Source organism: Photobacterium sp. GJ3 (assembly GCF_018199995.1).
Taxonomy (GTDB): domain Bacteria; phylum Pseudomonadota; class Gammaproteobacteria; order Enterobacterales; family Vibrionaceae; genus Photobacterium.
Genome location: NZ_CP073578.1, coordinates 3,589,554 through 3,603,274, shown reverse-complemented (window position 1 = coordinate 3,603,274; position 13,721 = coordinate 3,589,554). Strand labels below are relative to the sequence as shown.

General features: G+C 51.7%; 9 tRNA genes, 6 rRNA genes and 1 other annotated feature. All 15 genes read right to left on the bottom strand.

What is annotated here, in order from left to right:
- Positions 1-1,648, bottom strand: a sequence feature (23S ribosomal RNA rRNA prediction is too short).
- A gap of 265 nt (positions 1,649-1,913) precedes the next feature.
- Positions 1,914-1,989: transfer RNA gene (locus tag KDD30_RS16810), tRNA-Ala, on the bottom strand.
- A 45-nt stretch (positions 1,990-2,034) separates the two neighbouring features.
- A tRNA-Ile gene (locus KDD30_RS16805) sits at positions 2,035-2,111 on the bottom strand.
- A 70-nt stretch (positions 2,112-2,181) separates the two neighbouring features.
- Positions 2,182-3,727: ribosomal RNA gene (locus KDD30_RS16800) — 16S ribosomal RNA — on the bottom strand.
- Positions 3,728-4,132: 405 nt separating this feature from the next.
- Positions 4,133-4,248: ribosomal RNA gene (gene rrf, locus KDD30_RS16795) — 5S ribosomal RNA — on the bottom strand.
- A 100-nt stretch (positions 4,249-4,348) separates the two neighbouring features.
- Positions 4,349-7,232 (bottom strand): 23S ribosomal RNA (locus tag KDD30_RS16790).
- A 266-nt stretch (positions 7,233-7,498) separates the two neighbouring features.
- Positions 7,499-7,574, bottom strand: a tRNA-Ala gene (locus tag KDD30_RS16785).
- 32 nt (positions 7,575-7,606) lie between these two features.
- Positions 7,607-7,682 (bottom strand) — tRNA-Val (locus KDD30_RS16780).
- 27 nt (positions 7,683-7,709) lie between these two features.
- Positions 7,710-7,785 (bottom strand) — tRNA-Lys (locus tag KDD30_RS16775).
- A gap of 1 nt (position 7,786) precedes the next feature.
- A tRNA-Glu gene (locus tag KDD30_RS16770) sits at positions 7,787-7,862 on the bottom strand.
- Positions 7,863-7,987: 125 nt separating this feature from the next.
- Positions 7,988-9,539, bottom strand: a 16S ribosomal RNA gene (locus KDD30_RS16765).
- Between the two features lie 405 nt (positions 9,540-9,944).
- Positions 9,945-10,060, bottom strand: a 5S ribosomal RNA gene (rrf, locus tag KDD30_RS16760).
- A gap of 100 nt (positions 10,061-10,160) precedes the next feature.
- Positions 10,161-13,044, bottom strand: a 23S ribosomal RNA gene (locus tag KDD30_RS16755).
- The 16S, 23S and 5S rRNA genes sit together here with 9 tRNA genes alongside, the layout of an rRNA operon.
- Before the next feature lie 328 nt (positions 13,045-13,372).
- A tRNA-Val gene (locus KDD30_RS16750) sits at positions 13,373-13,448 on the bottom strand.
- 27 nt (positions 13,449-13,475) lie between these two features.
- Positions 13,476-13,551 (bottom strand) — tRNA-Lys (locus KDD30_RS16745).
- 1 nt (position 13,552) lies between these two features.
- A tRNA-Glu gene (locus KDD30_RS16740) sits at positions 13,553-13,628 on the bottom strand.
- Between the last annotated feature and the right edge of the window lie 93 nt (positions 13,629-13,721).

Sequence of the window (13,721 nt, the reverse complement as noted above, 5' to 3'; positions counted from 1 at the left end):
GGTACCATTTTGCCTAGTTCCTTCACCCGAGTTCTCTTCAAGCGCCTTGATTCTCTACCCGACCACCTGTGTCGGTTTGGGGTACGATCCTTACTATCTGAAGCTTAGAGCTTTTCCCGGAAGCATGGCATCAATGACTTCACCACCGTGGTGGCTCGACATCGGGTCTCAGCTGAAGATGGTCCGGATTTGCCTAAACCATCAGCCTACACCCTTGAACCGGGGACAACCGTCGCCCGGCCCACCTAGCCTTCTCCGTCCCCCATCGCAATAGTAAGCAGTACGGAATATTAACCCGTTCCCATCGACTACGCCTTTCGGCCTCGCCTTAGGGGTCGACTCACCCTGCCCCGAATTAACGTTGGACAGGAACCTTGGTCTTCCGGCGTGGAGGTTTTTCACCCCATTGTCGTTACTCATGTCACATTCGCACTTCTGATACGTCCAGCATGCCTTACAGCACACCTTCAGCCGCTTACAGAACGCTCCCTACCAATACGATAAATCGCATTGCGCAGCTTCGGTGTATCACTTAGCCCCGTTAAATCTTCCGCGCAGGCGACTCGACCAGTGAGCTATTACGCTTTCTTTAAATGATGGCTGCTTCTAAGCCAACATCCTGGCTGTCTGAGCCTTCCCACATCGTTTCCCACTTAGTGATACTTTGGGACCTTAGCTGGCGGTCTGGGTTGTTTCCCTCTCCAGACGGACGTTAGCACCCGCCGTGTGTCTCCCGGATAGTACTTACTGGTATTCGGAGTTTGCAAAGGGTTGGTAAGTCGGGATGACCCCCTAGCTTAACAGTGCTCTACCCCAGTAGTATTCGTCCGAGGCGCTACCTAAATAGCTTTCGGGGAGAACAGCTATCTCCAGGTTTGATTGCCTTTCACCCCTAGCCACAAGTCATCCGCTAATTTTTCAACATTAGTCGGTTCGGTCCTCCAGTAAGTTTACCTCACCTTCAACCTGCCCATGGCTAGATCACCTGGTTTCGGGTCTAATCCCAGCAACTGTACGCCCAGTTAAGACTCGGTTTCCCTACGGCTCCCCTAGATGGTTAACCTTGCTACTGAAATTAAGTCGCTGACCCATTATACAAAAGGTACGCAGTCACCCCGAAGGCTCCTACTGCTTGTACGTACACGGTTTCAGGTTCTATTTCACTCCCCTCACAGGGTTCTTTTCGCCTTTCCCTCACGGTACTGGTTCACTATCGGTCAGTCAGAGTATTTAGCCTTGGAGGATGGTCCCCCCATCTTCAGACAAGATAACACGTGTCCCGTCCTACTCGTTTTCACGCTTAAGGTATCGTCGGTTACGGGGCTGTCACCCTGTATCGCGGCACTTTCCAGAGCCTTCACCTGACACAAAAAACGCTTAAGGGCTAATCCGGTTTCGCTCGCCGCTACTGCCGGAATCTCGGTTGATTTCTCTTCCTCGGGGTACTTAGATGTTTCAGTTCCCCCGGTTCGCCTCATCAGGCTATGTATTCACCTGATGATAACTGCTTATGCAGCTGGGTTTCCCCATTCGGAAATCAGTGACTCAAGTGGCTCTTACTGCCTCATCACCGCTTATCGCAAGTTAGTACGTCCTTCATCGCCTCTGACTGCCCAGGCATCCACCGTGTACGCTTAGTCACTTAACCATACAACCCAAAGGGTCTGTATCGCAAACAACCAAGGTTTGATTTGTTTCGCCGGACTCACTTTGTGTTCACTTTTGAAAAGTGAAGACAAAAAATACAAGACACTTGAATGTGTATTGCTTGAGAACTCTGTTCTTTCGAAACAGTTTGATTCAATCGTCATATCGATTGAATTACTAGTCAGCTTCCAGATTGTTAAAGAGCATTGTGAATTATCAAGTGATAACCACTTTTTAAAGATTCTTAAGGAAAAACCTTGAAAGAGTGGTGGAGCTAAGCAGGATCGAACTGCTGACCTCCTGCGTGCAAGGCAGGCGCTCTCCCAGCTGAGCTATAGCCCCATCGAGTATTGCAAGAGTGTTCAACCACTGTGTTTGGGAAAACAGTGGTGGGTCTGAGTGGACTTGAACCACCGACCTCACCCTTATCAGGGGTGCGCTCTAACCACCTGAGCTACAGACCCTTCTCTTGCGCTCTTTACATTTTAACCAGGCAATCTGTGTGGACACTGCGTCAACAACGCAGTCTTTAGGTAAGGAGGTGATCCAGCCCAGGTTCCCCTAGGGCTACCTTGTTACGACTTCACCCCAGTCATGAACCACACCGTGGTAAACGCCCTCCCGAAGGTTAAGCTATCTACTTCTGGTGCAGCCCACTCCCATGGTGTGACGGGCGGTGTGTACAAGGCCCGGGAACGTATTCACCGTGGCATTCTGATCCACGATTACTAGCGATTCCGACTTCATGGAGTCGAGTTGCAGACTCCAATCCGGACTACGACGTACTTTGTGGGATTCGCTCACTATCGCTAGTTGGCTGCCCTCTGTATACGCCATTGTAGCACGTGTGTAGCCCTACTCGTAAGGGCCATGATGACTTGACGTCGTCCCCACCTTCCTCCGGTTTATCACCGGCAGTCTCCCTGGAGTTCCCACCCGAAGTGCTGGCAAACAAGGATAAGGGTTGCGCTCGTTGCGGGACTTAACCCAACATTTCACAACACGAGCTGACGACAGCCATGCAGCACCTGTCTCAGAGTTCCCGAAGGCACCAATCCATCTCTGGAAAGTTCTCTGGATGTCAAGAGTAGGTAAGGTTCTTCGCGTTGCATCGAATTAAACCACATGCTCCACCGCTTGTGCGGGCCCCGTCAATTCATTTGAGTTTTAATCTTGCGACCGTACTCCCCAGGCGGTCTACTTAACGCGTTAGCTCCGAAAGCCAGTGTTCAAGACACCAACCTCCAAGTAGACATCGTTTACGGCGTGGACTACCAGGGTATCTAATCCTGTTTGCTCCCCACGCTTTCGCATCTGAGCGTCAGTCTTTGTCCAGGGGGCCGCCTTCGCCACCGGTATTCCTTCAGATCTCTACGCATTTCACCGCTACACCTGAAATTCTACCCCCTCTACAAGACTCTAGCATGCCAGTTCCAAATGCGATTCCGAGGTTGAGCCCCGGGCTTTCACATCTGGCTTAACACGCCGCCTGCATGCGCTTTACGCCCAGTAATTCCGATTAACGCTCGCACCCTCCGTATTACCGCGGCTGCTGGCACGGAGTTAGCCGTGCTTCTTCTGCAGCTAACGTCAAAGATGGTATCTATTAAACACCACCTCTTCCTCACTGCTGAAAGTGCTTTACAACCCGAAGGCCTTCTTCACACACGCGGCATGGCTGCATCAGGGTTTCCCCATTGTGCAATATTCCCCACTGCTGCCTCCGTAGGAGTCTGGACCGTGTCTCAGTTCCAGTGTGGCTGATCATCCTCTCAGACCAGCTAGGGATCGTCGCCTAGGTGAGCCGTTACCCCACCTACTAGCTAATCCCACCTGGGCCAATCTTAGCGCGCGAGGCCCGAAGGTCCCCCGCTTTGCTCCGTAGAGATTATGCGGTATTAGCCATCGTTTCCAATGGTTATCCCCCACACTAAGGCATGTTCCCAGGCATTACTCACCCGTCCGCCGCTCGCCGCCCATCAACGCACCCGAAGGATTGTTCATGTCGCTGCCGCTCGACTTGCATGTGTTAGGCCTGCCGCCAGCGTTCAATCTGAGCCATGATCAAACTCTTCAATTAGAATTTTGTTGCCTCTCCGAAGAGAAGCGGCTCAGTGATTACTGATGTTTCAACCGAAGTTGAAACGAATTGACTGTGCCGGTAACCCTTTCAAGAAAGTGCTACCAATTGGTCACTCAGTTCACTGATAAAATCTTTTGACTGTATCATTGTCGAGTGCCCACACAGATTGCATGGTCAAATTGTTAAAGAACGTTGACTTTCAATGCTTTAGCGCGTTTCGCTTCAGCAAGTCAGGACGCGTATATTACGCTTCCCTCATTTGAAGTCAAGACAAAATTTTCATCTTTTTTTATCCCGGTGAATTCCCGGTCAAAAGCAAAAAACTCTGTGTTGACTCCGCTCACCCCGGCGGGGTTCGAGCGAAGAAAAAGCCCGTCGCCGGACGGGCCTTTCAAAGAGAGAGCCTGGCGATGTCCTACTCTCACATGGGGAGACCCCACACTACCATCGGCGCTGCTGCGTTTCACGTCTGAGTTCGGCATGGGATCAGGTGGGTCCACAGCGCTATGGTCGCCAGGCAAATATTTTGTTCAACAATCATGGAAAAATCTGACTAAAGTTCTCAGCACATCATTCAAGTGCTTATGGAGTCCGTACTTCAAACCCTTTGGGTGTTGTATGGTTAAGCCTCACGGGCAATTAGTACAGGTTAGCTGAGCGCCTCACAACGCTTACACACCCTGCCTATCAACGTTCTAGTCTCGAACAGCCCTTCAGGAGACTTAAAGTCTCAGGGATGACTCATCTCAGGGCCAGCTTCCCGCTTAGATGCTTTCAGCGGTTATCTGTTCCGAACTTAGCTACCGGGCAATGCGTCTGGCGACACAACCCGAACACCAGCGGTTCGTTCACTCCGGTCCTCTCGTACTAGGAGCAACTCCCTTCAATCATCCAGCGCCCACGGCAGATAGGGACCGAACTGTCTCACGACGTTCTAAACCCAGCTCGCGTACCACTTTAAATGGCGAACAGCCATACCCTTGGGACCGACTTCAGCCCCAGGATGTGATGAGCCGACATCGAGGTGCCAAACACCGCCGTCGATATGAACTCTTGGGCGGTATCAGCCTGTTATCCCCGGAGTACCTTTTATCCGTTGAGCGATGGCCCTTCCATTCAGAACCACCGGATCACTATGACCTGCTTTCGCACCTGCTCGAACCGTCATTCTCGCAGTTAAGCGGGCTTATGCCATTGCACTAACCTCACGATGTCCGACCGTGATTAGCCCACCTTCGTGCTCCTCCGTTACGCTTTGGGAGGAGACCGCCCCAGTCAAACTACCCACCAGGCACTGTCCGCACCCCGGATAACGGGGCGACGTTAGAACATCAACACGACAAGGGTGGTATTTCAAGGACGGCTCCACAGATACTGGCGTACCTGCTTCGAAGCCTCCCACCTATCCTACACATGTAGGGTCAATGTTCAGTGCCAAGCTGTAGTAAAGGTTCACGGGGTCTTTCCGTCTAGCCGCGGGGACGCAGCATCTTCACTGCGATTTCAATTTCACTGAGTCTCGGGTGGAGACAGCGTGGCCATCATTACGCCATTCGTGCAGGTCGGAACTTACCCGACAAGGAATTTCGCTACCTTAGGACCGTTATAGTTACGGCCGCCGTTTACCGGGGCTTCGATCAAGAGCTTCTCCGAAGATAACCCCATCAATTAACCTTCCGGCACCGGGCAGGCGTCACACCGTATACGTCATCTTTCGATTTTGCACAGTGCTGTGTTTTTAATAAACAGTTGCAGCCACCTGGTATCTGCGACTGCCAGCAGCTCCAAGAGCAAGTCTCTTCACCGCCGGCAGCGTACCTTCTCCCGAAGTTACGGTACCATTTTGCCTAGTTCCTTCACCCGAGTTCTCTCAAGCGCCTTGGTATTCTCTACCCGACCACCTGTGTCGGTTTGGGGTACGATTCCTTACTATCTGAAGCTTAGAGGCTTTTCCCGGAAGCATGGCATCAATGACTTCACCACCGTAGTGGCTCGACATCGGGTCTCAGCCTTAAGATGGTCCGGATTTGCCTAAACCATCAGCCTACACCCTTGAACCGGGACAACCGTCGCCCGGCCCACCTAGCCTTCTCCGTCCCCCCATCGCAATAGTAAGCAGTACGGGAATATTAACCCGTTTCCCATCGACTACGCCTTTCGGCCTCGCCTTAGGGGTCGACTCACCCTGCCCCGATTAACGTTGGACAGGAACCCTTGGTCTTCCGGCGTGGAGGTTTTTCACCCCCATTGTCGTTACTCATGTCAGCATTCGCACTTCTGATACGTCCAGCATGCCTTACAGCACACCTTCAGCCGCTTACAGAACGCTCCCCTACCCAATACGATAAATCGCATTGCCGCAGCTTCGGTGTATCACTTAGCCCCGTTAAATCTTCCGCGCAGGCCGACTCGACCAGTGAGCTATTACGCTTTCTTTAAATGATGGCTGCTTCTAAGCCAACATCCTGGCTGTCTGAGCCTTCCCACATCGTTTCCCACTTAGTGATACTTTGGGACCTTAGCTGGCGGTCTGGGTTGTTTCCCTCTCCACGACGGACGTTAGCACCCGCCGTGTGTCTCCCGGATAGTACTTACTGGTATTCGGAGTTTGCAAAGGGTTGGTAAGTCGGGATGACCCCCTAGCCTTAACAGTGCTCTACCCCCAGTAGTATTCGTCCGAGGCGCTACCTAAATAGCTTTCGGGGAGAACCAGCTATCTCCAGGTTTGATTGGCCTTTCACCCCTAGCCACAAGTCATCCGCTAATTTTTCAACATTAGTCGGTTCGGTCCTCCAGTAAGTGTTACCTCACCTTCAACCTGCCCATGGCTAGATCACCTGGTTTCGGGTCTAATCCCAGCAACTGTACGCCCAGTTAAGACTCGGTTTCCCTACGGCTCCCCTAGATGGTTAACCTTGCTACTGAAATTAAGTCGCTGACCCATTATACAAAAGGTACGCAGTCACCCCGAAGGGCTCCTACTGCTTGTACGTACACGGTTTCAGGTTCTATTTCACTCCCCTCACAGGGGTTCTTTTCGCCTTTCCCTCACGGTACTGGTTCACTATCGGTCAGTCAGGAGTATTTAGCCTTGGAGGATGGTCCCCCATCTTCAGACAAGATAACACGTGTCCCGTCCTACTCGTTTTCACGTTTAAGGTATCGTCGGTTACGGGGCTGTCACCCTGTATCGCGGCACTTTCCAGAGCCTTCACCTGACACAAAAAACGCTTAAGGGCTAATCCGGTTTCGCTCGCCGCTACTGCCGGAATCTCGGTTGATTTCTCTTCCTCGGGGTACTTAGATGTTTCAGTTCCCCCGGTTCGCCTCACCAGGCTATGTATTCACCTGATGATAACTGCTTATGCAGCTGGGTTTCCCCATTCGGAAATCGGTGACTCAAGTGGCTCTTACTGCCTCATCACCGCTTATCGCAAGTTAGTACGTCCTTCATCGCCTCTGACTGCCCAGGCATCCACCGTGTACGCTTAGTCACTTAACCATACAACCCCAAAGGGTCTGTATCGCAAACAACCAAGGTTTGATTTGTTTCGCCGGACTCACTTTGTGTTCACTTTGGAAAGTGAAAACAAAAAATACAAGACACTTGAATGTGTATTGCTTGAGAACTCTGTTTCTTTCGAAACAGTTTGATTCAATCGTCATATCGATTGAATTACTAGTCAGCTTTCCAGATTGTTAAAGAGCATTGTGAATTATCAACGATAACCACTTTTTAAAGATTCTTAAGGAAAAACCTTGAAAGAGTGGTGGAGCTAGGCGGGATCGAACCGCCGACCTCTTGCATGCCATGCAAGCGCTCTCCCAGCTGAGCTATAGCCCCTCCGTCTGGGCTTCTTTCTGCAAGAGAAAGAATGGTGGGCGATACCGGGCTCGAACCAGTGACCCCCTCCTTGTAAGGGAGGTGCTCTCCCAACTGAGCTAATCGCCCACTGTGTTTTACATTCCGTGGCTGGAATGGTGGGTCGTGCAGGATTCGAACCTGCGACCAATTGATTAAAAGTCAACTGCTCTACCAACTGAGCTAACGACCCATGGCGTCCCGTAGGGGAGTCGAACCCCTGTTACCGCCGTGAAAGGGCGGTGTCCTAGGCCTCTAGACGAACGGGACTAAATTTTTTGTCAGCGAAACATATTTCGCTCACTCATACTGATGCTGTTGGGCAGCACCAGTGGCTCTTTACATTTCGACCAAGCAATCTGTGTGGACACTGCGTCAACAACGCAGTCTTTAGGTAAGGAGGTGATCCAGCCCCAGGTTCCCCTAGGGCTACCTTGTTACGACTTCACCCCAGTCATGAACCACACCGTGGTAAACGCCCTCCCGAAGGTTAAGCTATCTACTTCTGGTGCAGCCCACTCCCATGGTGTGACGGGCGGTGTGTACAAGGCCCGGGAACGTATTCACCGTGGCATTCTGATCCACGATTACTAGCGATTCCGACTTCATGGAGTCGAGTTGCAGACTCCAATCCGGACTACGACGTACTTTGTGGGATTCGCTCACTATCGCTAGTTGGCCGCCCTCTGTATACGCCATTGTAGCACGTGTGTAGCCCTACTCGTAAGGGCCATGATGACTTGACGTCGTCCCCACCTTCCTCCGGTTTATCACCGGCAGTCTCCCTGGAGTTCCCACCCGAAGTGCTGGCAAACAAGGATAAGGGTTGCGCTCGTTGCGGGACTTAACCCAACATTTCACAACACGAGCTGACGACAGCCATGCAGCACCTGTCTCAGAGTTCCCGAAGGCACCAAAGCATCTCTGCTAAGTTCTCTGGATGTCAAGAGTAGGTAAGGTTCTTCGCGTTGCATCGAATTAAACCACATGCTCCACCGCTTGTGCGGGCCCCCGTCAATTCATTTGAGTTTTAATCTTGCGACCGTACTCCCCAGGCGGTCTACTTAACGCGTTAGCTCCGAAAGCCAGTGTTCAAGACACCAACCTCCAAGTAGACATCGTTTACGGCGTGGACTACCAGGGTATCTAATCCTGTTTGCTCCCCACGCTTTCGCATCTGAGCGTCAGTCTTTGTCCAGGGGGCCGCCTTCGCCACCGGTATTCCTTCAGATCTCTACGCATTTCACCGCTACACCTGAAATTCTACCCCCCTCTACAAGACTCTAGCATGCCAGTTCCAAATGCGATTCCGAGGTTGAGCCCCGGGCTTTCACATCTGGCTTAACACGCCGCCTGCATGCGCTTTACGCCCAGTAATTCCGATTAACGCTCGCACCCTCCGTATTACCGCGGCTGCTGGCACGGAGTTAGCCGGTGCTTCTTCTGCAGCTAACGTCAAAGATGGCATCTATTAAACACCACCTCTTCCTCACTGCTGAAAGTGCTTTACAACCCGAAGGCCTTCTTCACACACGCGGCATGGCTGCATCAGGGTTTCCCCCATTGTGCAATATTCCCCACTGCTGCCTCCCGTAGGAGTCTGGACCGTGTCTCAGTTCCAGTGTGGCTGATCATCCTCTCAGACCAGCTAGGGATCGTCGCCTAGGTGAGCCGTTACCCCACCTACTAGCTAATCCCACCTGGGCCAATCTTAGCGCGCGAGGCCCGAAGGTCCCCCGCTTTGCTCCGTAGAGATTATGCGGTATTAGCCATCGTTTCCAATGGTTATCCCCCACACTAAGGCATGTTCCCAGGCATTACTCACCCGTCCGCCGCTCGCCGCCCATCAACGCACCCGAAGGATTGTTCATGTCGCTGCCGCTCGACTTGCATGTGTTAGGCCTGCCGCCAGCGTTCAATCTGAGCCATGATCAAACTCTTCAATTAGAATTTTGTTGCCTCTCCGAAGAGAAGCGGCTCAGTGATTACTGATGTTTCAACCGAAGTTGAAACGAATTGACTGTGCCGGTAACCCTTTCAAGAAAGTGCTACCAATTGGTCACTCAGTTCACTGATAAAATCTTTTGACTGTATCATTGTCGAGTGCCCACACAGATTGCATGGTCAAATTGTTAAAGAACGTTGACTTTCAATGCTTTAGCGCGTTTCGCTTCAGCAAGTCAGGACGCGTATATTACGCTTCCCTCATTTGAAGTCAAGACAAAATTTTCATCTTTTTTTATCCCGGTGAATTCCCGGTCAAAAGCAAAAAACTCTGTGTTGACTCCGCTCACCCCGGCGGGGTTCGAGCGAAGAAAAAGCCCGTCGCCGGACGGGCCTTTCAAAGAGAGAGCCTGGCGATGTCCTACTCTCACATGGGGAGACCCCACACTACCATCGGCGCTGCTGCGTTTCACGTCTGAGTTCGGCATGGGATCAGGTGGGTCCACAGCGCTATGGTCGCCAGGCAAATATTTTGTTCAACAATCATGGAAAAATCTGACTAAAGTTCTCAGCACATCATTCAAGTGCTTATGGAGTCCGTACTTCAAACCCTTTGGGTGTTGTATGGTTAAGCCTCACGGGCAATTAGTACAGGTTAGCTGAGCGCCTCACAACGCTTACACACCCTGCCTATCAACGTTCTAGTCTCGAACAGCCCTTCAGGAGACTTAAAGTCTCAGGGATGACTCATCTCAGGGCCAGCTTCCCGCTTAGATGCTTTCAGCGGTTATCTGTTCCGAACTTAGCTACCGGGCAATGCGTCTGGCGACACAACCCGAACACCAGCGGTTCGTTCACTCCGGTCCTCTCGTACTAGGAGCAACTCCCTTCAATCATCCAGCGCCCACGGCAGATAGGGACCGAACTGTCTCACGACGTTCTAAACCCAGCTCGCGTACCACTTTAAATGGCGAACAGCCATACCCTTGGGACCGACTTCAGCCCCAGGATGTGATGAGCCGACATCGAGGTGCCAAACACCGCCGTCGATATGAACTCTTGGGCGGTATCAGCCTGTTATCCCCGGAGTACCTTTTATCCGTTGAGCGATGGCCCTTCCATTCAGAACCACCGGATCACTATGACCTGCTTTCGCACCTGCTCGAACCGTCATTCTCGCAGTTAAGCGGGCTTATGCCATTGCACTAACCTCACGATGTCCGACCGTGATTAGCCCACCTTCGTGCTCCTCCGTTACGCTTTGGGAGGAGACCGCCCCAGTCAAACTACCCACCAGGCACTGTCCGCACCCCGGATAACGGGGCGACGTTAGAACATCAACACGACAAGGGTGGTATTTCAAGGACGGCTCCACAGATACTGGCGTACCTGCTTCGAAGCCTCCCACCTATCCTACACATGTAGGGTCAATGTTCAGTGCCAAGCTGTAGTAAAGGTTCACGGGGTCTTTCCGTCTAGCCGCGGGGACGCAGCATCTTCACTGCGATTTCAATTTCACTGAGTCTCGGGTGGAGACAGCGTGGCCATCATTACGCCATTCGTGCAGGTCGGAACTTACCCGACAAGGAATTTCGCTACCTTAGGACCGTTATAGTTACGGCCGCCGTTTACCGGGGCTTCGATCAAGAGCTTCTCCGAAGATAACCCCATCAATTAACCTTCCGGCACCGGGCAGGCGTCACACCGTATACGTCATCTTTCGATTTTGCACAGTGCTGTGTTTTTAATAAACAGTTGCAGCCACCTGGTATCTGCGACTGCCAGCAGCTCCAAGAGCAAGTCTCTTCACCGCCGGCAGCGTACCTTCTCCCGAAGTTACGGTACCATTTTGCCTAGTTCCTTCACCCGAGTTCTCTCAAGCGCCTTGGTATTCTCTACCCGACCACCTGTGTCGGTTTGGGGTACGATTCCTTACTATCTGAAGCTTAGAGGCTTTTCCCGGAAGCATGGCATCAATGACTTCACCACCGTAGTGGCTCGACATCGGGTCTCAGCCTTAAGATGGTCCGGATTTGCCTAAACCATCAGCCTACACCCTTGAACCGGGACAACCGTCGCCCGGCCCACCTAGCCTTCTCCGTCCCCCCATCGCAATAGTAAGCAGTACGGGAATATTAACCCGTTTCCCATCGACTACGCCTTTCGGCCTCGCCTTAGGGGTCGACTCACCCTGCCCCGATTAACGTTGGACAGGAACCCTTGGTCTTCCGGCGTGGAGGTTTTTCACCCCCATTGTCGTTACTCATGTCAGCATTCGCACTTCTGATACGTCCAGCATGCCTTACAGCACACCTTCAGCCGCTTACAGAACGCTCCCCTACCCAATACGATAAATCGCATTGCCGCAGCTTCGGTGTATCACTTAGCCCCGTTAAATCTTCCGCGCAGGCCGACTCGACCAGTGAGCTATTACGCTTTCTTTAAATGATGGCTGCTTCTAAGCCAACATCCTGGCTGTCTGAGCCTTCCCACATCGTTTCCCACTTAGTGATACTTTGGGACCTTAGCTGGCGGTCTGGGTTGTTTCCCTCTCCACGACGGACGTTAGCACCCGCCGTGTGTCTCCCGGATAGTACTTACTGGTATTCGGAGTTTGCAAAGGGTTGGTAAGTCGGGATGACCCCCTAGCCTTAACAGTGCTCTACCCCCAGTAGTATTCGTCCGAGGCGCTACCTAAATAGCTTTCGGGGAGAACCAGCTATCTCCAGGTTTGATTGGCCTTTCACCCCTAGCCACAAGTCATCCGCTAATTTTTCAACATTAGTCGGTTCGGTCCTCCAGTAAGTGTTACCTCACCTTCAACCTGCCCATGGCTAGATCACCTGGTTTCGGGTCTAATCCCAGCAACTGTACGCCCAGTTAAGACTCGGTTTCCCTACGGCTCCCCTAGATGGTTAACCTTGCTACTGAAATTAAGTCGCTGACCCATTATACAAAAGGTACGCAGTCACCCCGAAGGGCTCCTACTGCTTGTACGTACACGGTTTCAGGTTCTATTTCACTCCCCTCACAGGGGTTCTTTTCGCCTTTCCCTCACGGTACTGGTTCACTATCGGTCAGTCAGGAGTATTTAGCCTTGGAGGATGGTCCCCCATCTTCAGACAAGATAACACGTGTCCCGTCCTACTCGTTTTCACGTTTAAGGTATCGTCGGTTACGGGGCTGTCACCCTGTATCGCGGCACTTTCCAGAGCCTTCACCTGACACAAAAAACGCTTAAGGGCTAATCCGGTTTCGCTCGCCGCTACTGCCGGAATCTCGGTTGATTTCTCTTCCTCGGGGTACTTAGATGTTTCAGTTCCCCCGGTTCGCCTCATCAGGCTATGTATTCACCTGATGATAACTGCTTATGCAGCTGGGTTTCCCCATTCGGAAATCGGTGACTCAAGTGGCTCTTACTGCCTCATCACCGCTTATCGCAAGTTAGTACGTCCTTCATCGCCTCTGACTGCCCAGGCATCCACCGTGTACGCTTAGTCACTTAACCATACAACCCCAAAGGGTCTGTATCGTAAACAACCAAGGTTTGATTTGTTTCGCCGGACTCACTTTGTGTTCACTTTTGAAAGTGAACACAAAAAATACAAGACACTTGAATGTGTATTGCTTGAGAACTCTGTTTCTTTCGAAACAGTTTGATTCAATCGTCATATCGATTGAATTACTAGTCAGCTTTCCAGATTGTTAAAGAGCATTGTGTTGTTTATTTCTATATAAACCGCACTTTCTAAAGACTTTCAGCGTCACAAAATCGATCCAACAACGTATTTGTTATTGAATCTGCGGATCCGTGCAGAAAAAAAGTACTTAGAGAGTGGTGGGCGATACCGGGCTCGAACCAGTGACCCCCTCCTTGTAAGGGAGGTGCTCTCCCAACTGAGCTAATCGCCCACTGTGTTTTACATTCCGTGGCTGGAATGGTGGGTCGTGCAGGATTCGAACCTGCGACCAATTGATTAAAAGTCAACTGCTCTACCAACTGAGCTAACGACCCGTGGCGTCCCGTAGGGGAGTCGAACCCCTGTTACCGCCGTGAAAGGGCGGTGTCCTAGGCCTCTAGACGAACGGGACTAAAATTCTGTCAGCGAAACATGGTTCGCTAAATTTTAGTAAGCGGAATGTCGAATCAATATGACACGACTATATCTCAGGCTTACTCGTACT